This window comes from Arthrobacter sp. 1088, assembly GCF_031455315.1.
Classification (GTDB): Bacteria; Actinomycetota; Actinomycetes; order Actinomycetales; family Micrococcaceae; genus Arthrobacter.
The window spans coordinates 207,305-228,109 of sequence record NZ_JAVDSM010000009.1 but is presented as its reverse complement, the minus strand read 5'-3'; the positions used below and the strand labels follow the sequence as shown (position 1 = coordinate 228,109).

The window sequence follows — 20,805 nt, the reverse complement described above, 5'->3', positions numbered from 1 at the left end:
CATGACCAGCAAACGTGTGGGTTTCGTAGGCTTGGGGCTCATGGGGGCTCCCATGGCTGCCAACATCGCTAAAGCAGGATGGCTCGTCAGGGCATGGAACCGTTCCGACACTGTCTTCCAAGGCCTCGCGGGCATCAGCCGCGTAGACACCCTTGCCGAACTCCGTGACGAACCAACAATCATTTTCATGCTTCCCGATTTGCCTTTGATCGAGGCCGCGGCAGAAGGCTTGCTTGATGCATGGCGCACCGAAGCGCCCCAGCCGGGCACCGCCGTCGTCGTGATGAGCAGTGTGTCGCCGACGGCGGTCCAGGAGTTCGGCGAAACCGTGCGCGAGGCCACCGGCGGAAACGCGGTGGTGGTTGACGCGCCTGTCAGCGGCGGCACTACCGGCGCCGGGAACGGAACCCTGGCCATTATGGCAGGGGCGTCCGAAACAGACTTTGAACGGCTTCAGCCACTCTTTGAAACCATGGGGACAACAGTCCGCCGGATGGGTCCACTGGGATCAGGCTCGCTCGCCAAGGCCTGCAACCAGCTGATCGTCGGGACTACGACGGCGGCACTTGCCGAGGCTGCTGAACTTGCCGAGCGCTCCGGAATGGATGTGGCTGCCCTGTATGAGGTCCTCGCGGGAGGCTTGGCGGCAAGCCGGGTGTTGGAGATCGTCGGGCCACGTTTGGCGGCGAAGGACTACACGCCCACGGGACCCGCCAAGTTCATGCACAAGGATTTGGCCTTCGTGGTCCAAAGCGCCGGGAGTGTGGGCTCCCCGGTACCCATGGCCTCTGCGGCAATCCAGCTCTACGGGGAACTCAAGCGCCAAGGACTTGGCGATCAGGACCTCGCCGTTGTTCGCCAAGCAATAGCGAATCTTGCCATGTCTTCGGCTGCCAACTAAATGCCGGCCCCAAACAAGAAACCTGTCCAGACAAGAAGGAATGCAACAGAAACATGAGTGGACTATTTGACCTGAGCGGGCGAATCGCCTTGGTCACCGGATCCAGCCGGGGGATCGGCAATGCCCTTGCCCGCGGCCTGGCTGATGCTGGTGCGACGGTGGTGCTGAACGGCATCAATCCGGAACGGCTGGCCAAGGCGCACGATGCCATGGCTGCAGACTATCCCGACGGACGGGTCTTCAGCCGGGCGTTCGATGTCACAGATGCCGCCTCGGCCGCTGAAGGCGTGCAATGGATCGAGGCCAATGTTGGCCCGTTGGAGATCCTGGTGAACAACGCCGGCATCCAGCACCGCGTTCCCATGCTTGACCTCGATGTCAAGGACTGGGACCGGGTCATCACCACGGACCTGACCAGCGCCTTCCTGGTGGGCCGGGAGGCTGCGCGGCACATGATCCCGCGGGGCCAAGGAAAGATCATCAATATCTGCTCAGTTCAAACAGACCTTGCCCGTCCCACGATCGCCCCCTACGTCGCCGCCAAGGGCGGGCTGCGTAACCTGACGCGTGCGATGACTGCTGAGTGGGCCGCTTCGGGGCTGCAGATCAACGGCATCGCCCCCGGCTACATCCACACTGAGATGACACAGAACCTGGTGGATGATGAGGCGTTTAATTCCTGGATCCTGGGCCGGACACCGGCCAACCGGTGGGGAACCGTGGCCGACCTCGCCGGACCTGTTGTGTGGCTTGCGTCGCAAGCGTCCAACTTTGTTAACGGCCAGACGATCTTCGTCGATGGTGGAATGACGGTGGTGGTCTGATGGGCAGCACACTCCCGGCCTCCGGCCCTGCCGTCGTAGCCCACGGCAAGGGTGACCTACGGATCGAAGATATCCCGCTGGCCAGGCCCGCGGCCAACGAATCGCTCGTCGAAATTGCGTACGGCGGCATCTGCGGTTCGGACCTGCACTACTGGCTCCACGGCGCGGCGGGGGAATCGATTCTGAAGGCCCCGATGGTCCTGGGCCATGAAATCGTTGGCGTCGTCATCGAGCAGGCAGCCGATGGCAGCGGCCCTGGCCCAGGAACGCCCGTGGCGGTGCATCCGGCAACCCCGGCCCCGGGCGAGGTCCGCTATCCGCAGGACCGGCCCAACCTTTCCCCGGGTTGCACGTACCTGGGCAGCGCGGCACGCTACCCGCACACCGACGGGGCCTTCAGCCGCTACGCCACCCTTCCCTCGCGGATGCTGCGTGCCCTGCCGGACACCCTGGATCTGAGGACCGCGGCGTTGGTGGAGCCTGCCAGCGTGGCCTGGCATGCCGTCGCCCGGGCCGGTGACGTCGCGGGGAAGACGGCCCTCGTGATCGGCAGTGGTCCCATCGGCGCCTTGACGGTCGCCGTCCTGAAGCGGGCCGGCGCGGCCAGGATTGTCGCCGTCGACATGCATGACAAGCCGCTGGAGATCGCCAAAGCCGTCGGTGCCGATGCGGTCCTGAGGGGTGACGAAGCGGACGCCATCGCGGCGGTGGACGCCGACGTCGTCATTGAGTCCTCAGGCAGCCACCACGGCCTGGCCTCGGCCATCAAGGGAGCAACCCGCGGCGGGAAAGTGGTCATGGTGGGGCTGCTGCCCTCGGGCCCGCAACCGGTCTTCATCTCCCTGGCCATCACCCGCGAACTGGAACTGCTGGGATCCTTCCGCTTCAACAACGAAATCGATGACGTCATTGCGGCGTTGGCGGACGGCTCGCTGTTTGTGGACCCCGTGATTACGCACGAGTTCGACCTCGCACACGGACTTGAGGCATTCGAAGTAGCCAGGAACTCAGCCCGGTCAGGCAAGGTCCTGCTGAACTTCCAGGATTAGTTTTTCGCCACGGGTACGAAGACGCGGGGCTGGTCGTTCCAGCTGGGGGCCAGCTCCGCGATCGTTTGGCGCATTATTTTTCCGGCCGCATCCCTGGCCTGCTGTCCGTCGCCGGCGTCGATGGCGTGTGCGACGTCAATATGCCACTGCAGCGCCTGCTTCTGGGGGTGTTCCGGCATGAGGCCGTGCACTGTGCGTCCCGTCAGGGTCTCTGTCACCTGGCCAATCAGGTTGGCAAACATCTCGTTTCCCGAGCCGGAGAGGACCAGTGCATGGAACCGGATATCGAGGTCAAGGAACCGTGCCATGTCTCCGGCGTCGCCGGCTTCCTTCATGGCCAGCGAAATATCCACGAGTTCCCGGCGAAGGGTTTCCGGAGCGTTTCCGGCTGCGAGTTCCGCAGCAACAGGCTCGACGGCGGAACGTAGCTCAGCGAGCGACCTCAGTTGGGCGCCACGGCCCTCCCCGGCCAAGCGCCAGCGAATGACCAACGGATCAAAGGGATTCCAGCGATGGGCCGGGAGGACGCGGATTCCGACACGCTTGATGGTTTCCACCAGGCCCAGCGACTGCAGGACGCGGACGGCCTCCCGGACCACCGAGCGCGAAACGTTGAGCTCGTCTTCCAAATGTTCGGCCAGCATGACGTGGCCAGTGGGAAGGGCGCCGCCCACAATCCGGGTTCCCAGATGCTCTACGGCGCGGTGGTGGAGGCTGGTTGACATAGACGTAAGCATAGTGCGGCGAACGCATTCCGCGTGCCGTCCGACGCCGCTTGGCGCCGTTCGGAAGTCCCGCACATCATAGACTGTTTATGACGCGGCGCCGTTCCAAAACGTGGGCGTCGCTTTCCTGCTCATGGCTTAAATACGTATGGTTTATTACAGCCCCTGGTTATGAAATCGCTTCCTGCTGTCCGCAGGACTGTTTGTACACGATCGAATTGGAGTTTTGATGTCAGCACACATCGGTGTCACCGGCCTCGCGGTGATGGGCGCCAACCTGGCCCGCAACCTGGCCCGCAACGGCTTCACTGTGGCTCTCCACAACCGCTCCGTGGAAAAGACCGACGCCCTGCTGGAAAAGCACGGCACGGACGGCGACTTCATCCGCACTGAAACGCTGCAGGAACTCGTCGACTCCCTCGAAAAGCCCCGCCGTGTCCTGATCATGGTTAAGGCGGGCGCTCCCGTGGACAACGTCATCGAGCAGCTGGAACCGCTGCTCGAGGCCGGCGACATCATCATCGATGCCGGTAACTCGCACTACGAGGACACCCGCCGCCGCGAAGCCGCGCTGGCCAAGAAGGACCTGCACTTCGTTGGCGTCGGTGTTTCCGGTGGCGAAGAGGGCGCATTGAACGGTCCCTCCATCATGCCCGGTGGCTCCAGGGAGTCCTATGACGCCCTCGGCCCGCTGCTGGAGAAGATTGCCGCAAAGGTCGACGGCGAACCGTGCTGCGCTTGGATCGGCACCGACGGTGCCGGCCACTTCGTCAAGATGGTCCACAACGGCATCGAATACGCCGACATGCAGGTTATCGGTGAAGCATTCGATCTCCTCCGCTCCGGCGCCGGCATTGAGCCCGCCGAGCAGGCCAGGATCTTCGCTGACTGGAACAAGGGCGATCTGTCCTCCTTCTTGATCGAAATCTCGGCCGAGGTTCTGGGCCACGTCGACGCCAAGACCGGCAAGCCGTTCGTTGATGTCGTCGTGGATGCTGCAGGCCAGAAGGGAACCGGACGCTGGACGGTCATCTCCGCACTGGAACTCGGCTCCCCGGTCTCCGGCATTGCCGAGTCCGTTTTCGCCCGCGCATTGTCCTCACAGGCCGAGCAGCGCAAGCTTGGCCAGGAACTGCTGGCCGGCGAAGAGGCTTCCGTGGAGATCCCCGAGACGTTCGTTGAGGACGTCCGCCAGGCGCTGTACGCCTCCAAGCTGGTTTCCTACGCCCAGGGCCTGGACATGCTGACCTCCGCCGCGAAGGAGTACGGCTGGGACCTCAAGCTGGACGAAATCGCCTCGCTGTGGCGCGCAGGTTGCATCATCCGCGCAGAACTCCTCAAGGACATCACCAAGGCCTACGCTGCCGAGGAGAAGCCTGCCAACCTCCTGTTCGCGCCGGCTTTCACCAAGGCCATCGCTGAGGCCCTCCCGGCCTGGCGCCGCGTTGTAGCCACCGCTGTCCAGCTGGGCATCCCGGTTCCGGTCTTCTCCTCCTCGCTGGCCTACTACGACGGCCTGCGCCGCAAGCGCGTTGCTGCTGCCCTGATCCAGGGCCAGCGCGACCTCTTCGGTGCGCACACCTATGGCCGCGTTGATGCCGAAGGTACGTTCCACACCCTGTGGGGCGAAGACAAGTCCGAAATCTCGGCCGTCGACACCCACTAAGGTTCCGCAGCAAGGCCGGTTCTTCCCCGATACGCTGGGAGGAGCCGGCCTTTGCCGTGCCGGAAGGGGTACTGGGCCATCGTGGCGAGTGCCAGGAGCCAAGGAGCCAGAGACATGACCGAGCGCATCGCTTTTGTCACAGGGGCATCTACCGGCATTGGTTTTGAGACGGCGCGCGCCCTGAGGTCCGAAGGCTTCATTGTCTACGCCGGTGCGCGCAGGGTGGAGAAGATGCATCCCCTTCAGGCGCAGGGAATCACCGTCATGCACCTGGACGTCACCGTAGAAGAGTCCATGGCCTCAGCTGTGGCGCTTGTTGAAGCTGCACACGGGCACATAGATGTCCTGGTGAACAACGCAGGGTACGGCTCCTACGGCTCCCTCGAGGAGGTTCCCCTGGCAGAAGGCAGACGCCAGTTCGAGGTGAACGTGATGGGTTTGGCGAGGATGACGCAACTCGTTATTCCCAGGATGCGGCATGCGGGTTCTGGCCGGATCATCAACGTCTCGTCCATCGGCGGAAAGATTTATGAGCCCCTGGGCGCTTGGTACCACGGGACCAAGTTCGCAGTGGAGGGGATGAGTGATTCTTTGCGGCTCGAGTTGAAACCGCACGGCATCGACGTCGTACTCATCGAGCCCGCCGGAACGGACACCGAATGGGGCACCATTGCCGGGGAAGGCCTCTTATCCGCATCCGGCAGGGGTCCATACAAAGGGCAAGCCCACGTTATGGCAGCAGCCTTGGCCTCAACATCCGGACAGCTGATATCCACGCCTCCGAGGGTAGTGGCTAAGGCAATAGTTCGCGCGTCAACGGCAAAACGCCCCAAGACCCGCTACCCGGTGGGTAGGGGAGCCTGGAGCGTCCTGGCCTTGCGCAGGGTTCTTCCTGACCGCGTGTTTGACGCCGTGCTGTGGAACTCCTACAAGAGGTTTACCGGCTAGCTCAAACTAGATCCTGTATTCGATGTAGTACTCAGCCGGGTCAACCGCCGGTTTGGTTTCGGATTTCGCGTCGCGGTGCCGCCACGTCGCTGGAATGCCGGTGATGATCGACTCCGGGGGAGCGTTCTTCACCACGACGGCGTTCGCACCAATTGCGCTGTCTGCGCCGATGGTGATGGGTCCCAGGACCTTGGCGCCGGCGCCGATGGTCACCCGATCCCCGATGGTGGGGTGGCGCTTGACCTTGGCAAGGGATCGGCCACCCAGCGTCACACCGTGATAGATCATCACGTCTTCGCCGATTTCGGCCGTTTCGCCGATGACGACACCCATACCGTGGTCGATGAAGAAGCGCCGGCCGATGGTTGCGCCGGGATGGATTTCGATGCCCGTCAGGAACCGCGCCAACTGTGAAATCAGTCTGGCAGGAAAGCGAAGGGCCGGGTTTTGCCAGAGCTTGTGGGTCACGCGGTGTGCCCAGATGGCATGCAGGCCGGAGTAGGCGAAAAAGTTCTCAAAAGAACCTCGAGCCGCCGGGTCATGCGACCGGGCGGCGTCGAGGTCTTCCTTAAGCCTTGCGAAGAAGCTCACAAAGACCTTTCTACAGGAAATGAATGCTTGCGGGCGAAGTGTTAGCCGCGGATGTCGTCAAAGAGGACAGTGGAGATGTAACGCTCCCCGAAGTCCGGCACGATCACGACGATCAGCTTGCCCTTGTTCTCCGGACGCTTGGCTACTTCCAGTGCACCCCACACCGCGGCACCGCCGGAAATACCGGCCAGTACGCCTTCCTTGGAACCAAGGGCGCGGGCGGTGGCAACGGAGTCTTCAAGGGTCGCATCGAGAACTTCGTCGTAGACGTTGGTGTCCAGGACCTCCGGGACGAAGTTGGCGCCCAGACCCTGGATCTTGTGGGGACCCGGGCTGCCGCCATTAAGGATGGGGGAGTCCTTGGGCTCGACTGCAATGATCTGGACTTCGGGCTTGCGCTCCTTGAGGACCTGTCCGACGCCGGTCACGGTACCGCCGGTACCGACGCCGCCAACAAAGATGTCTACTTCGCCGTCTGTGTCCGCCCAGATTTCCTCGGCAGTGGTGTTGCGGTGGATCTCCGGGTTGGCCGGGTTGGCGAACTGCTGCGCCCAGATGGAGTTCTCCGTGTTGGCAACAATCTCCTGGGCCTTTTCAACAGCGCCGCGCATGCCTTCGGAACCGGGAGTCAGTACGATCTCTGCACCGTAAGCGCGAAGCATGACACGACGTTCGGTGGACATGGTCTCAGGCATGGTCAGGATGACCTTGTAGCCGCGTGCGGCACCAACAAGGGCCAGAGCGATTCCGGTGTTGCCGGAGGTGCCCTCGACAATTGTTCCGCCCGGCTTCAGGGCACCGGACTTTTCGGCGGCGTCAATGATGGCCACACCGATGCGGTCCTTCACGCTGTTGGCCGGGTTGTAGAACTCAAGCTTGACCGCAACGGTGGCCTCAAGGCCTTCGGTCAGCCGGTTCAAACGGACCAGCGGAGTGCGGCCGACCAGCTGGGTGACGTCGTCGTAGATCCTTGCCATGAAGATTATGCCTATCTCTGAAGAGGGAATGCTGAGGTCAGCCTAACCAGCAGGATCGAAACCCTGCTAAGCAGTTAGCCATGCAGAGTAATATTTCCGCGCTTTGGCCAGTTTTGGATTGATGATGACCTGGCAGTAACCCTGGTACGGGAATTTGGCGTAGTAGTTCTGATGGACTTCCTCTGCCTCATAGAACTCGGGTAGCCGGCTCACTTCCGTCACAATCGGATCGGCCCAAAGTGCTTGCGCGCGCTCGATGGCTTCTTCGAAGAGAATCTTTTCCTCCGTCGTGGTGTAGAACATCGACGAACGGTATTGGGTACCTGTGTCGTAGCCCTGCCGGTTCAACGTGGTGGGGTCATGCAGCGCGAAGAACATGTCAAGAATGACCTCCTCCGGCACCACGGTCTCGTCGAATGTCACCGCAACTACCTCCGCATGACCGGTCATTCCCGAGCAGACGTCGTAGTAGTCAGGGTTTCGGACATGGCCACCCGTATAGCCCGAGACCACGGAACTGACGCCGCGGGTTTTCTGGTACACGGCATCAAGGCACCAGAAGCATCCACCACCAAGTACAAAAGTTTTCATGATCTCTTCAATGGATTGGAGGGGCTGATGATTCCCGCAATACCTTACGGGACAATAACGCCACCGGGAACGCCACCGGGAACGCCACTGGGTACGTCACTGGGCAGGCGCGGCAGCAACCAAGACTGCCCTATCGGGCCCAGTAGGTAAGAATAAGAGTATGGAAGCAGTAGACACCGCCATTTCCGATGCGGATTCCGGCGATGACGCCGGGACAGTGGAAGCAAGCGGGGACCCGACCCTTGGCCAGGTGTTGCTTGCTGTTGAGGAACTCTGGCCGGAATCCTTGGCTGAGGATTGGGATGAGGTAGGCCTCGTGGTGGGGCGCCCCACCACGCCGATCACCAAAATCCTGTTTGCCGTGGATCCCACCCTGGCCGTCATCGACGAGGCCATTGAGTGGGGTGCCGGACTCCTCATTACCCATCATCCCTTGTTGCTCAAAGGCGTGAACTCCGTCGCGGCCACGTCCGCGAAGGGATTGGCCGTGCACCGACTTATCGAGGCGGGCACCGGACTCCTGACCGTCCACACCAACGGTGACTCCGCCGTCGGGGGCGTATCGGACGTGTTGGCGGACGCCTTTGGCCTGGAAAATGTTGCCCCACTGACCCCTGCCGCCAATGGCCTGCCCGAGGAAGGCATTGGCCGGGTTGGAGAGCTTCCTGAGCTCATGACCCTGGGTGATTTCGCTGCCCGCGTCTTTGGGATGCTCCCCGCAGTGGCCGGAGGGGTCCGCGTGGCTGGCGACAAGGACGGTCTGCTGCGGCGCGTCGCCGTCTGCGGTGGCGCTGGGGACAGCTTGTTCGATGCCGTCAGGGCCAGCAACGCAGATGTGTATGTGACAGCAGACATGCGGCACCATCCAGCGTCGGAGGCGCGGGAAGGTGCCGTCAACGGCCGTCCGTACCTCATTGACGTATCGCACTTTGCCAGTGAATGGCTGTGGCTGCCCGTAGCCGCGGAAGCGCTCGGCAACGTACTGGCTGATCAGGGCTACGACGTCGAGATCCGCGTGAGCAGCACCAACAGCGATCCCTGGGACTTCATACTCACTCCCGGCGGGGACTAGAGTCTAGAAGATACGGACAGTCCCAATAAAAAGGGGCCCGTCCATCCGGAACTGATCCCCAGGCCCGGAAGTAACAAGCGGAGGTAAGCGTGGCGAAAGCAGCACCGGCAGAACAATTGAAATTGCTTGAACTGCAGGGACTGGACGCCAGGCTCAAGTCGTTGGCAGGCCGCCGGAAGGTGCTGGAAACAGATCCCCGGATAGCTGACCTGCAGGATGCACTCAACGTTGCCAATGGTGAGTTGGGCGCGGCCAAGATGGCCGTACACGACGCCGAAGCCGAACTGCGTCGTTCGGAAGCTGACGTGGAACAGGTCGCATCCCGCATCGAACGGGACGAAGCCAGGCTCAATAGCGGAACCGGCCTCTCCAAGGACCTCGTAGCGCTCCAAAGTGATATTGCGTCCCTTAATAAGCGCCGCTCCGACCTTGAAGATGTTGAGCTTGAAATCCTGGAACGTTTGGACACCCTGCGGGAGCGCCAGGCCGCGCAACAGACCATCGTTGATGACATCCAGGGTTCATTTGCCGGCATCCGCGCCGAACTGGATGAGGCGATTGCTGAGATCGCGGCCGAGGAAACCGTGGTCCGCGGGCAGCGTGCCGCTTTCGCGGAGGCCCTCGACGCCGGAATGCTCGCAGTCTATGAGAAGACCATAGCCAAGCGCGGCGTCGGTGCCGCCAGGCTCTTCCACGGTAAATCGGAAGGTTCAGGGATGATGCTCAGCCCCGGCGACCTCGCTGAAGTCAAGGCTGCGGCTGACGACGACATCGTCTTTTGCCCTGATTCCGGATGCATCCTGGTCCGTTCGGCCGAGTGGAACTGACCTAGCCGAGCGGAACTGACCTAACTGCCCAGAATGATATTGAGGGCATGCGGCTTGCGAGCCATCCCGGGCACAAGTTCCGCTGCCCAGACTTCCTTGGCAGCCTTCAGCAGTTGATCGGGCGTGGCAGGGGCCTTGCCGCGCCTGGTCAGCAGATGCCTGGCAAACTCGCCACGGGTGTGTTTGGCGAAGTGGCTGACCACCGTGCGCTTGCCGTTTGTCTCGTTGAATACATTCACCGTGACGGTCTGCGCTGCCGGGGGAGCCCACGCAGCTGCATACGTGCTGGAACGGCAATCAACCAGCAGCTCTCCTTCAGCCCGTTTGGCGAGGGCCGCATTCAGGTTCGGCTTCCAGAAGGAGGCGAGGCGTCCGACGTCGGGCAGTGCGGTTCCCATGGACAGCCGGTAGGCCGGCACCTGGTCACCAAAACCGATAACGCCCCACAGTGCCGAAACCACCAAAATCGTTTCGGTTGCCTTGCGTCGTTGGGCCGGCGTCATGGATTTAAAGCCGAGCGCGTCATACAGGACTCCTGAGTAGACCTGATGGGCCGGGGCGGCCGGTTCCGCGTGCAGCCGGGTATTACGTTCGACGTCGTCCTTCAGCGAGGCACCTACGCCCAGCAGTGCAAGCGCGTCCTCGTGGGCGCTGACGGTGCCCAACGATTCCAGGACCTTCGCTCGGTACGGGTTCAGCTCCGGAAAGCTGAGCGACTCCCATTCGAAGGCGGGACCTTTGACGGCGGGGGTCTTGCCTTCGGAAGGCGGCAGCAGAATCAGCACCAGACGATATTACCGGGGACCGGCACAACCCTCGACGCCGGTAGACTGTACGGCGGATGGGTTGACCAGGCGGTCGCGCGTCACGCAAGTGGCTCGAGGAACGTCCGGGCTCCGCAGAGCAGGGTGGTGGGTAACGCCCACTCGGGGTAACCCGCAGGCCAGTGCCACAGAAAACAGACCGCCTGCGCGTGGTGATGCTTGCATCAGCATGCGGCAGGTAAGGGTGAAACGGTGGTGTAAGAGACCACCAGCTCCCTGGGTGACCGGGGAGGCTAGGTAAACCCCACCCGGAGCAAGGCCAGACAGGGCACGTTTGAGGGCTGCTCGCCCGAGTGTCCGGGTAGGCTGCTGGAGGGCGCCGGCAACGGCGTTCGTAGATGGATGGCCGCCACTCCTTTGCCGGCAACGGCAAGGGATGACAGAACCCGGCGTATCGGTCAACCCATCCACATATTTGCCACTGAGGTCCCAGGCATGTGATGTCCATTGTGACTGCCATGTGAGTGATTTCACGCCCCCGGGCGCCCAAGAGGGCGCCCTTCCGCCTTAGACTTGTTATGAACGTAGATGTTCTGCCGCCGGGACTGCGTTCGCAGCCGGCGGTCTTTTCTTTGCAATCGTTCAAGGCGCTGTGGGTGGACCGAAGCCCGTCCAGTGCTCGTGCCGCAGGATTACTCCGGGCGGCCGCCATCTGCATACGAGGACGTATGTGGTTGACCCAAGGAAGGTAGTTCTGTGAGCCAGACGTCAGATTCTTGTCTTGATAAGTGGATGGGCCGGGAGGCTCTCGCCGAGGCCATGATTCCGGTGATCGGCCGGTTGTACCGGGAAAACAACGTGGTCACGAGCATCCACGGCCGGAGCCTGATCAACAAGTCGACCATGAACATCCTGAAGGCCCACCGCTTTGCGCGCCGGATGAGCAACACCGAGCTCCTGCTCGAAGAAACCGCACCGCTGTTGAATGCTCTTGCTGAGCTGGAACTCGGTGCGGCTGCAATCGACATTGCCCGTCTCACGGAGAAGTTCCGCGTCGAGGGCCACGGCACCTCGTTGGATGACTTCCTGCGGGCCGAGCTCGCTGAAATCGTCGGAAAGCGTGGCGCTGATGACCGCACCAGCACCGACGTCGTGCTGTACGGCTTTGGGCGCATCGGCCGCCTCCTGGCCCGCATCCTGATTGAAAAGGCCGGTGGCGGGCATGGCCTGCGGCTGCGTGCCATCGTTGTCCGCAAGGGCGCCGAGAACGACCTCGTCAAGCGTGCCAGCCTCCTGCGTCGCGACTCCGTACACGGTTCCTTTGAGGGAACCATCCGCGTGGACGAAGAAGCAAACACCATCACCGCCAACGGCGTTCAGGTCCAGGTCATCTACTCCGACAACCCCGCAACCGTGGACTACACCGCCTACGGCATCAAGGATGCCCTCGTAGTGGACAACACCGGGCGTTGGCGCGATGCGGAAGGCCTGTCCCAGCACCTGCAAAGCAAGGGTGTTTCGCGCGTCCTGCTGACGGCTCCGGGCAAGGGCGACCTGAAGAACATCGTCCACGGAATCAACCAGTCCGACATTTCCGATGACGACAAGATCGTCACGGCCGCGTCGTGCACGACCAACGCCATTACTCCGGTACTGAAGGCCATCAACGACAAATTCGGTATCATCCACGGCCACGTTGAGACGGTGCACTCGTTCACGAACGACCAAAACCTGATCGACAACTTCCACAAGGGAGATCGCCGCGGCCGCTCGGCAGCCCTGAACATGGTCATCACGGAGACAGGGGCAGCCAAGGCTGTTGCCAAGGCGCTTCCGGAACTTCAGGGCAAGCTCACTGGTAACGCCATCCGCGTACCTACCCCGGACGTATCCATGGCGATCCTGAACCTCAACCTCGCCAAGGGCACCACACGCGATGAGGTCAACGACTACCTCCGCGAAATGTCGCTGCACTCACCGTTGCGCAAGCAGATCGACTACATCGATTCCCCGGACGTTGTCTCCACCGACTTCGTTGGGTCCCGCCGGGCAGGCATCGTTGATGGTCTGGCCACTATTTCCAATGACAAGAACCTCGTGCTCTACGTTTGGTACGACAACGAATTCGGCTACTCCTGCCAGGTTGTCCGTGTCATGGAGGAAATGGCCGGCGTCAACCCGCCGTCCTTCCCTGCCCGCGACATCGTGGCGCCTATTGCAGTGCTTGAGGCAGCGAACGCCTAAGCCGGGAAGTATTCACGGGTTTCCCGGCTGTGTTACTGGTATCAGCCGGGAAACCTGACCAAAATGGGTTCATGGAAAATGAATCGACTTTGGAACACGAGACAACGCTGGAACATGCGCTGGATGTAGCACGGGCCAACCACAAGCAGGCACAGAAACTGCTGGACCAGGCCATCGCAGCAAACGCGGCGGGGGACGTCAGCGACGAACGCGTCCAGCAATTGCGTAGGCTGCTTGAGGTGGCTGCCGAAGACCTCCAACGCGTTATGCGTGAGCAGTAACCCGGGGAAGTTCCCCATCACTGCAGTGTGACTTCTCCTACACACTGTGGATATCGGCTCTGACTGTCGGTGCCGTGTCCTACGCTCATAGGACACGACCCACCCCGACTGGACGGAGCCCCTTGAGTATCACCTGGTCTGCCTACAAACGCGCGCGCAGACGATCACGTCAGGCGTGGGCCATTCTAGGATTGGCAGCCGTAACCCTCGCGGCAGGACTGTCCTGGTTCTTCACCACCGGCCAGTTCGATGCAGCCGGGCCATGGGTGTCCGGTCCCAGTGAAGCCCCGGTATTTAATCCTGCATGGATGAAACCCATTACCGGCATAGAGGCCGTTCCCGCGGAGAAGGCAAGTGCGGCACTCGCACAGCTGGAAGTTAAAGGACGCGCATCCCAGGAAGACTATGAGCGAACCGCATTCGGCCAGGCGTGGCTGGACGCCGATCGAAACGGATGCGATACCAGGAACGACATCCTGCGCAGGGACCTGTCGTCCGTGGAGTTCACCAGTGGTTCCTCATGCAGGGTTGCCGCCGGAGAGTTTCAGGAACCCTACACGGGCGCCCACGTAACCTTCCGTCGGGGCCAGGACACCAGCGCTGAAGTTCAGATTGATCACATTGTCGCCCTGGCCGACGCATGGCAGAAGGGTGCCAAGCAGTTAACGGTGCAGCAACGCCAAAGGCTGGCAAATGATCCGTTGAACCTGATTGCGGCTGATGGGCCGGAGAACGTGAAGAAGGGCGCCGGCGACGCGGCCACGTGGCTCCCTCCGAACAAGAACTTCCAGTGTCACTACGTAGCGCGGCAGATCTCCGTCAAGGCAGCGTACAAGCTGTGGGTCACACAGTCGGAGAAGGATGCCATGATGCGCGTCCTGTCTTCTTGCCCGGATCAGCAGACCATCTACAGCGCCAGGTGACCGTGCCCCAGTTGCCAGGTACCGCCGTCGTCGATTCTCTCCAGGACTATGCGCTGGAGCGAAGTCTCCCGGGGTAGTTTGTCCAGGTTCCCGAGCCCCCGCTGCCTAAACGTGAAGTACACGGCATCAGTGGGGGCATCGGTGCACCGATCCAGGGTGAAGCGGCGGGCGAAGGATGCGATGTTGCTGTCAGGAAGCCGCGCAACCAGATAAGGATCCAGCATCCAGGACTCGCACGTGGCCACAGTGGCCGGTTTGTCCGGGAAATAGTGGGGAAAGAACGAGCGCGCCTCGTCAAAGCTGGCGTCGACCAGCGCAGGGGAGAGGCCGCCGTCTTCGGGAATATGGACACCCAGGATCCAATCGGATGCGTACGCCACGTTGCCCCCTGGGCCGTCGTCACGCCGGCTCCGGATCAAATGGAATTGCAACCGGCCGAGGCGGAACAGATTCCCTGCCATATGCAACGTCAGCCAGCTCCAGGTGTCCAGGCCGAAATGTCCATGGACGCGGCGGTTGATGCGCAGCTGGAGCCCTACGTCGGCCAACGTGGCTGCTGAGACGTCAGTGCTGATACCCAGTTCCAGATGGTATGCGTGGACTCTGGGTGCGAAGCGGAGCAGTGCCTCGATCCAGACGCCCTCGACGGGCTGGCCGGGCCAAATCCGGTCGGGAGAAATACTGTCGGCCGGAAAAGTGCCAAGCCGCTCCTGCAGAAGCTCCAATGCTTCCAGGACGTGGCCACTGGGGGCTCTGTCCAGGAGCGCGGCGCATTCCACGGCGTCCTCGCCGGCAATGTCCAAGAGCTCGAACAATGCTGCATGGGGTGCCTGGCTCATCGAATCAGTGTCCGAACGGGTCAGGGTCGACGCCAGGCATCCATGTCAATCCGGGAACGCCCCAACCGTTCTTCTTGGCCTGCTTCATTGCCTTCCTGGCATATCGGTCCACAAGGCGGTTGACGTAAAGCTTGCCGTCCAAATGGTCGTACTCGTGCTGCATGACTCGAGCGAACCAGCCCGTGGCTTCGAAGTCCACAGGATTTCCGTCACCATCAAAGCCTTGGACGCGGGCCCACTCGGCACGCTGCAGAGGGTAGTGCTCTCCGGGGAAGGACAAGCAGCCCTCAATGTGCTCTTCCGGGTCCGGGAGGGCGCCTGAGACCTTTGAGAGGGTCAACACGGGATTGACCAGAACGCCTTGATCAGGGGCGTCGTCGTCGTTCGCGTACTTATACACAAAGATGCGCTTCCCGACTCCCACCTGGGGTGCGGCGAGGCCTACTCCGTTCGCGGCTTCATTGGTTTCAAACATGTCCGCGATGAGTTTCCGGAGATCGTCATCGAATACTTCGACTTCACTTGCCCGACGATGCAAAACGGGTTCGCCCCAAATGGTCACAGGGAGGACGGTCATCTCAGCTCTTCCTTGGTTGATCGCTGTGTTCCGGAAGCAACCCATGCGACTGCAGCCGGGCCAAAACAAAACAAAGGCCGCACCGGATAACCGGTGCGGCCTTTGTGGAAACCGGCTTTTTGAGCCAATCTCGGCGGGGTGAGCGACGGGGGTTGAACCCGCGACCTCCTGGACCACAACCAGGCGCTCTGCCAACTGAGCTACGCCCACCATGTGCCTTTTCCGGTAAGTCCGTATGACCGGCATTCCGTGAAGGCAACGACAAATAGCTTACCTGCTGTTTTGGGGTGAAAAGTCCACTTTTGCCGGTTTCGACGAAAAAACCTTCAAAAATGGCGCAGATCACATAGTTTCCGTTGAGCCCAGAGTCTCAGCAGTAGCCGTGATGTCCTTGGAGATGCGCTGCGCGGTAGCCGTGTCAGGCCCAGGGGCGGGCACAAAAACGGCCTGCCTGTAGTAACGGAGCTCGTCGATGGAATCCTTGATGTCCCCCAGTGCGCGATGTCCGCCATGCTTGGCCGGCGACTGGAAGTAGGCCCGCGGGAACCAGCGGCGCGAGAGTTCCTTGATGGTACTGACATCGATGACGCGGTAGTGGAGGTGCTCCACAATGTTCGGCATGTCCCTGGCCAGGAACATCCTGTCCGTGCCCACGGAGTTGCCTCCGAGTGGGGCCTTGCGGGGGTCCGGAACCCACTTCTCGATGTACTCAAGCACCTGCGCCTCGGCCTCGGCCATCGTCTTGCCGTGGGGGAGTTCGTCAAGGAGCTTGGAGCGGGTGTGCATGTCTCGAACGAAGTCGTTCATTTGCTCCAGCGCTGCGTCGTCGGGCTTGATGACGACGTCCACGCCATCGCCCAGGATGTTGAGCTCGGAGTCCGTCACGAGCGCCGCAACCTCGATCAGGGCGTCGTTCTTGAGGTCCAGGCCGGTCATTTCGCAGTCAATCCAGACGATGCGTTCATTAGTAATAGGCACGCGCCTAGCCTATCCTTCAGGCGGTTCCAAGTGCTCCGATGGTAGGATTTTTGAGCACGGCAGTGTCCTTTCTTCCTGTCGTGGACAGCCCCCAGAGATTCAGATTTCTGTCCCGGAACGCAACGGGCAAACGATTGGATGAAGACCACATGACGGTGCCTGTACCCGCCGCCCAGAAGGCAGGGAAAGAAGCGCCGCCTGCGGTTGCTGCTGCCATCGAAGTGGATAACGCCAGGTCCCCGCTGATCGCCGGTTTCATTGGTTCGATGTTCCTCGTCTTCGGCTCGCTGGGCGTTGGCTGGCTCGCACCAGTGTCTGAACTTCGACGGCTTCCGCTTTTCATCTGGATGCGTACCGAAGGTGTTGGTGTCGCGCTTTCCATCGTCCTGCTGGCTGTCGGTGGCATGCTGCTTGTCCGGGCTTGGCTGCGCCTGGGGCAGCGTGTCCGGGTATGGGGACTCCAAGCCCGCAAGGCCACTCTGCAGGCCGTGGTGGCCTGGGGACTGCCCATGATGTTCACTGTCCCGCTGTTCAGCAGGGACGTCTACGCCTACATCGGCCAAGGCAGACTCATGGTTGAGGGAATGAATCCCTACGAGAATGGGATTTCCGCCCTCCCGAACTACTTCCAATTGGGTGCGGACAAGATGTGGACGGAAGCTCCCGTTCCGTACGGTCAGTTCTTCCTTTGGATCGAACAATTTGTTGTTTGGGTGACCAATGTCCAACCTGAGGCCTGCATCATGCTGTTCAGGCTGGTGGCAGTTGCGGGCGTCATACTTTGCATCATCTACGTGCCCAAGCTGGCAGAGCTCCACGGCGTCAATCCGCACCGTGCACTATGGTTGACAGCCGCCAACCCCCTCTTTCTCACCAACTTCATTGCCAGTGTCCACAACGACGCGCTCATGATTGGGCTGGCCCTGGCAGGTCTGTACTACTGCGCCACCCGCCGGGTGGTGCTGGGCTTGGTGCTGGTGACACTCTCCATTTCGGTCAAGCCAATCACGGTGGTCTTCCTGCCCTTTATCGGCTTGCTCTGGGCGGGCAAGGGTGCGTCATGGCCGCGCAAGATCCTTTTCTGGTTCCTGACAGCCGCCCTGACCTTTGGCCTCCTGTACGCCATGAGCCTGGTCAACGGGTTTGGGTTTGGATGGGTGAAGGGCCTCTCTGCCCCCGGGAGCGTCTGGATCTGGTATGCACCCATCGGTTTGATCGGCCTGGTTGTCGCCTCGATCTTCAACGTTTTTGGCCTCGATGGCTGGGGCATGGCCAAGTGGGTCTACGACGCCGGCAAGGTGCTGATGGTGGGGGCAATCGCCTGGCAGGTGTTCCGGGGAGAGCACGACCGCCTGATGCGCCGGCTCACGTTGGCCTTTGCGGCGATTGTCCTGCTGGCACCCATGATCCAGTCATGGTACGTGGTGTGGCTGATTCCGCTGTTTGCTGTAACCGGCATCCGCAACGACTGGCAAGTGAAGGCTGTCTACTTCGTGGTGTCGTTCTTCATGGTCTATGCCATCTCGGACCAACTGGATGTGTTCCCCTATCTTCAAAGCGAGGATCTCGGCCTCGCCTTGACCCTGGCGCGGAACGCGGCGGCCATCATCGCTCTTCTGTTTGCCGTTTACCTGATCTTCGTGGATCCAAAGACAAAGAGCCTTTTCCGCAAACGCGACGAACCAGGCCTGCGTCCGATCATTTAAGATTGCGCGGCGCTCAAGGAGAGGGCAGAAGCCGCACTGCCTCGCGTGTGGAGAGCGGGCTGAGGGCCGGGGCATTCTCTGCGGCGAATGCCCTGACCCACTCGGGGTTCGTCTTGCTGTACTCCCGCAAGGCCCAGCCGATGGCCTTCCGGATGAAGAACTCCTTGTCGGCAAGGTTGGGTTTGATAACAGCCGCCAGCAGTCCAGGGTCCGTCCGCGTCTTGGCCGCCAATTGAGCAGTGATGGACGCCCTCCGGATCCACATATCCTCGTCCGTGGACCACTGCAGCAAAAGCGGCGTCATGGTGGACCTGTGGGCAAGGAGGAGGGCACAGAGACGGTGGGCCACTCCGTCGACAAGGTCCCACCAGGCGCCGGTGCGGATTATTTCCTCATAGACGGGAAGCATGGCAAGGTCTTCCTTGACCATCGGCAGGCCTGTCAATTCAATGGCTGCATACCGTTCTTCGCGCGCTTGGGCATTCCGCCACAAATCACGGACGGCCTCGCGAAGGCTGACGGGTGAAGAGATGGGAAACTGCTTGGCTGCAGCCTTGGCGATCCTGCGCACCTCAGGCACCCGGATACCCCACGAGGGCATGTCCGACTTCATATACGCCTGGGCTCCCCGGGCACGCTCAGCATCCCCGGCGGTTCGAAGCTTTGAGCGGATGGCCTCAAGCAGGTCCTTGTTCTCCATTCCTCAACTGTATGACCGCGCGTTCCGGGAAGTATCCAACCCGGAAGTCCACTTTGCTCTTCACCCTATGCAGACGAGCTGCCCCACGTAGAGTGAGACCAAGAGCCAGCGGGCCCCACGATGACCCCCCCCCAGCAGCGAACCATCCCGCCCGGCATTAGTGGAGGAAACCCATGTCCATGGTGAAGACACCGGATCAGATCTCGATGATGCGCGAGGCCGGGAGGGTGGTGGCCAACGCCTTGGCCGCGGTCAAGGAGCATGCTGACGTAGGTGTTTCCCTCAAGGAATTGGATGAGGTTGCCAGCAGCCTGATTTCCGACGCCGGGGCCAAGCCGGCCTTCCTTGATTACCACCCCCGTTGGGCAGCCGTCCCGTTTCCCGGGGTGATCTGTGCCAGTGTCAATGACGCGGTGGTGCATGGAATACCAAATGGCTACGTCCTCCAGGACGGGGACCTCCTCAGCGTGGATTGCGGTGCCTTCCTTGAAGGCTGGTGTGGAGATGCTGCCATCAGCTTCATCGTGGGAACGGCAGATCCGGTGGACCAGGCGCTGATCGATGCCACGGACGCTGCACTCGCCCGGGGTATCGAAGCTGCCCGTGTGGGCAACAAGATGGGCGACCTCGCCTATGCGATAGGCGGCGAGGCCAAGCGTGCTGGATACGGATTATTGGCCGATCATGGCGGCCACGGTATCGGCCGGACAATGCACGCCGAGCCGCCCGTCCCCAACATCGGCAGACCGGGCAGAGGTATCAAACTTCAAGAGGGGTTGGTCATTGCCATCGAACCAATGCTCATCCTGGGCGGCAAGGATGACTACTACCACGATGAAGACGAGTGGACTCTGCGTTCAGCCAGCGGAAACAAGGCCGCCCATAGTGAGCACACCGTCGCTGTCACAGCTGATGGACCAATGATCCTCACGCTGCCGTAGCTGCCGCGATGACAGCTGGCTAAGCGGGCTGCCCGTGGAGGCGAACCACGGCGCGCCCGGGAAGGGGAGTTGAAACCACCGAGAACCCGCCTTCAATGAACAGCGAAACTGTGCCGTGATACAAGTCGGACGGCCCGGCCTTTGGACGAAGGCTGGTATCGACGGGGTATGCCTCAAGGGTCGTAGCCCCGTTATTGAATGCGTGGTCAACGGCTGCCCGGAGTAACGTCGCTGCAACACCTGAGCGCCGATGGCTCGGTGAAACCACAAAGCAGCTCACCGACCAAAGGGTCCCAACGTCAACGGGCGGGAGGTCTGCCGCCCGAAGAAGCTGCGACCGTTCTATGCGGGGATAGTTTGCCCGCGGTTCCACAGCGCACCAGCCCACCGCCTGACCACCCCGGAATGCCAGCACCCCCGGCTCAGGGTCCTCGTTGAAACGTGCCCGCAGGAGTTCCTTGAGTTCGCTGGGTGCCGCAGACCTGAACTCCTTGCCGGGGAGGGCGAACCAGCGGCACCAGCACCGGGACGGCTCGCCCTTGACCCCGAACAATTCCTCCACGGCCTCCCAGGATGCCGGAGCTGTCTCCAGTCGGGGAGCTGCTGCGTCGAATGCCATGGACCCAGAATATTCTCCAGTGCGGGGCTGGTCCCACCAGTTTCATCGCGGTCCCCGATGCG

General features: G+C 61.6%; 22 protein-coding genes, 1 tRNA gene and 1 other RNA gene. 13 read left to right on the top strand and 11 right to left on the bottom strand.

Going from position 1 to position 20,805, the window contains the following annotated elements:
- Position 1: 1 nt before the first annotated feature.
- The 3 genes from J2Y41_RS16045 to J2Y41_RS16035 are packed head-to-tail and all read left to right on the top strand — an operon-like array spanning position 2 to position 2,774.
- Positions 2–901, top strand: a complete 900-nt coding sequence (locus J2Y41_RS16045) for an NAD(P)-dependent oxidoreductase (protein ID WP_224090749.1) — start codon at positions 2–4, stop codon at positions 899–901.
- A 53-nt stretch (positions 902–954) separates the two neighbouring features.
- On the top strand, positions 955–1,725 hold the full coding sequence (locus tag J2Y41_RS16040; protein ID WP_224090748.1) for an SDR family oxidoreductase: 771 nt from the start codon (positions 955–957) through the stop codon (positions 1,723–1,725).
- Positions 1,725–2,774 carry an L-idonate 5-dehydrogenase gene (locus J2Y41_RS16035; protein WP_224090747.1) on the top strand — a complete coding sequence of 350 codons (1,050 nt, stop codon included), beginning with the start codon at positions 1,725–1,727 and terminating at the stop codon, positions 2,772–2,774. The genes J2Y41_RS16040 and J2Y41_RS16035 overlap by 1 nt, the downstream gene beginning before the upstream one ends.
- On the opposite strand, the gene J2Y41_RS16030 is transcribed toward J2Y41_RS16035, so the two are convergent.
- Positions 2,771–3,499 (bottom strand): FadR/GntR family transcriptional regulator, encoded by a 729-nt coding sequence (locus J2Y41_RS16030; protein WP_224090746.1) that lies wholly within the window; start codon positions 3,497–3,499, stop codon positions 2,771–2,773. The two genes, J2Y41_RS16035 and J2Y41_RS16030, sit on opposite strands and share 4 nt — an antisense overlap.
- Positions 3,500–3,728: 229 nt before the next feature.
- Here J2Y41_RS16030 and gndA point away from each other — a divergent pair, with 229 nt between their 5' ends.
- Both gndA and J2Y41_RS16020 read left to right on the top strand, forming a co-directional pair.
- Positions 3,729–5,165: an NADP-dependent phosphogluconate dehydrogenase gene (gene gndA / locus J2Y41_RS16025; RefSeq protein WP_224090745.1), complete on the top strand. Its 1,437-nt coding sequence runs from the start codon at positions 3,729–3,731 to the stop codon at positions 5,163–5,165.
- A gap of 114 nt (positions 5,166–5,279) precedes the next feature.
- Positions 5,280–6,113, top strand: coding sequence for an oxidoreductase (locus J2Y41_RS16020; RefSeq protein ID WP_309929896.1), 834 nt, complete (start codon positions 5,280–5,282; stop codon positions 6,111–6,113).
- 6 nt (positions 6,114–6,119) lie between these two features.
- On the opposite strand, the gene epsC is transcribed toward J2Y41_RS16020, so the two are convergent.
- The 3 genes from epsC to msrA all read right to left on the bottom strand — a co-directional run bounded on the left by epsC (position 6,120) and on the right by msrA (position 8,272).
- Positions 6,120–6,704 carry a serine O-acetyltransferase EpsC gene (epsC, locus tag J2Y41_RS16015; protein WP_223933212.1) on the bottom strand — a complete coding sequence of 195 codons (585 nt, stop codon included), beginning with the start codon at positions 6,702–6,704 and terminating at the stop codon, positions 6,120–6,122.
- A 41-nt stretch (positions 6,705–6,745) separates the two neighbouring features.
- Positions 6,746–7,681, bottom strand: a complete 936-nt coding sequence (gene cysK / locus J2Y41_RS16010; RefSeq protein WP_224090742.1) for a cysteine synthase A — start codon at positions 7,679–7,681, stop codon at positions 6,746–6,748.
- A 66-nt stretch (positions 7,682–7,747) separates the two neighbouring features.
- Positions 7,748–8,272, bottom strand: a complete 525-nt coding sequence (gene msrA, locus J2Y41_RS16005) for a peptide-methionine (S)-S-oxide reductase MsrA (protein WP_224090740.1) — start codon at positions 8,270–8,272, stop codon at positions 7,748–7,750.
- Positions 8,273–8,432: 160 nt separating this feature from the next.
- Between msrA and J2Y41_RS16000 the strand changes: the two genes are divergently transcribed.
- Together J2Y41_RS16000 and J2Y41_RS15995 are read left to right on the top strand one after the other, a co-directional pair.
- On the top strand, positions 8,433–9,344 hold the full coding sequence (locus J2Y41_RS16000) for a Nif3-like dinuclear metal center hexameric protein (RefSeq protein ID WP_309929892.1): 912 nt from the start codon (positions 8,433–8,435) through the stop codon (positions 9,342–9,344).
- 89 nt (positions 9,345–9,433) lie between these two features.
- Positions 9,434–10,171: a zinc ribbon domain-containing protein gene (locus tag J2Y41_RS15995; protein ID WP_224090736.1), complete on the top strand. Its 738-nt coding sequence runs from the start codon at positions 9,434–9,436 to the stop codon at positions 10,169–10,171.
- 20 nt (positions 10,172–10,191) lie between these two features.
- Here J2Y41_RS15995 and J2Y41_RS15990 read toward each other — a convergent pair whose 3' ends face one another.
- On the bottom strand, positions 10,192–10,956 hold the full coding sequence (locus J2Y41_RS15990; RefSeq protein WP_309929890.1) for a peroxide stress protein YaaA: 765 nt from the start codon (positions 10,954–10,956) through the stop codon (positions 10,192–10,194).
- Positions 10,957–11,013: 57 nt separating this feature from the next.
- Between J2Y41_RS15990 and rnpB the strand changes: the two genes are divergently transcribed.
- The 4 genes from rnpB (at position 11,014) to J2Y41_RS15970 (ending at position 14,383) form a co-directional block, all read left to right on the top strand.
- Positions 11,014–11,405: RNase P RNA component class A (gene rnpB / locus J2Y41_RS15985), an RNA gene on the top strand.
- Positions 11,406–11,691: 286 nt separating this feature from the next.
- Positions 11,692–13,179: a glyceraldehyde-3-phosphate dehydrogenase gene (locus J2Y41_RS15980; protein ID WP_224090732.1), complete on the top strand. Its 1,488-nt coding sequence runs from the start codon at positions 11,692–11,694 to the stop codon at positions 13,177–13,179.
- Positions 13,180–13,250: 71 nt separating this feature from the next.
- The gene (locus J2Y41_RS15975) at positions 13,251–13,460 is read left to right on the top strand and encodes a hypothetical protein (protein ID WP_309929888.1); all 210 of its coding nucleotides are present in this window, start codon (positions 13,251–13,253) and stop codon (positions 13,458–13,460) included.
- A 122-nt stretch (positions 13,461–13,582) separates the two neighbouring features.
- Positions 13,583–14,383: an HNH endonuclease family protein gene (locus tag J2Y41_RS15970; RefSeq protein WP_309929886.1), complete on the top strand. Its 801-nt coding sequence runs from the start codon at positions 13,583–13,585 to the stop codon at positions 14,381–14,383.
- Here the strand turns inward: J2Y41_RS15970 and J2Y41_RS15965 are convergent.
- The 4 genes from J2Y41_RS15965 to orn form a co-directional block, all read right to left on the bottom strand.
- Complete coding sequence (locus J2Y41_RS15965) at positions 14,368–15,222, bottom strand: acyltransferase domain-containing protein (protein ID WP_309929884.1); 855 nt, start codon at positions 15,220–15,222, stop codon at positions 14,368–14,370. The genes J2Y41_RS15970 and J2Y41_RS15965 overlap by 16 nt on opposite strands.
- Before the next feature lie 4 nt (positions 15,223–15,226).
- Complete coding sequence (def, locus tag J2Y41_RS15960; protein ID WP_309929882.1) at positions 15,227–15,799, bottom strand: peptide deformylase; 573 nt, start codon at positions 15,797–15,799, stop codon at positions 15,227–15,229.
- A 137-nt stretch (positions 15,800–15,936) separates the two neighbouring features.
- Positions 15,937–16,009, bottom strand: a tRNA-His gene (locus J2Y41_RS15955).
- 132 nt (positions 16,010–16,141) lie between these two features.
- Positions 16,142–16,777: an oligoribonuclease gene (gene orn, locus J2Y41_RS15950; protein WP_224090726.1), complete on the bottom strand. Its 636-nt coding sequence runs from the start codon at positions 16,775–16,777 to the stop codon at positions 16,142–16,144.
- Between the two features lie 149 nt (positions 16,778–16,926).
- Between orn and mptB the strand changes: the two genes are divergently transcribed.
- Positions 16,927–18,483 carry a polyprenol phosphomannose-dependent alpha 1,6 mannosyltransferase MptB gene (gene mptB, locus J2Y41_RS15945; RefSeq protein ID WP_224090725.1) on the top strand — a complete coding sequence of 519 codons (1,557 nt, stop codon included), beginning with the start codon at positions 16,927–16,929 and terminating at the stop codon, positions 18,481–18,483.
- A gap of 13 nt (positions 18,484–18,496) precedes the next feature.
- On the opposite strand, the gene J2Y41_RS15940 is transcribed toward mptB, so the two are convergent.
- The gene (locus tag J2Y41_RS15940; protein WP_224164555.1) at positions 18,497–19,183 is read right to left on the bottom strand and encodes a DNA alkylation repair protein; all 687 of its coding nucleotides are present in this window, start codon (positions 19,181–19,183) and stop codon (positions 18,497–18,499) included.
- A gap of 173 nt (positions 19,184–19,356) precedes the next feature.
- On the opposite strand from J2Y41_RS15940, the gene map reads away from it, so the two are divergent.
- On the top strand, positions 19,357–20,124 hold the full coding sequence (map, locus tag J2Y41_RS15935) for a type I methionyl aminopeptidase (protein ID WP_309929879.1): 768 nt from the start codon (positions 19,357–19,359) through the stop codon (positions 20,122–20,124).
- Between the two features lie 19 nt (positions 20,125–20,143).
- Here map and J2Y41_RS15930 read toward each other — a convergent pair whose 3' ends face one another.
- On the bottom strand, positions 20,144–20,743 hold the full coding sequence (locus J2Y41_RS15930; protein WP_224164553.1) for a GNAT family N-acetyltransferase: 600 nt from the start codon (positions 20,741–20,743) through the stop codon (positions 20,144–20,146).
- Between the last annotated feature and the right edge of the window lie 62 nt (positions 20,744–20,805).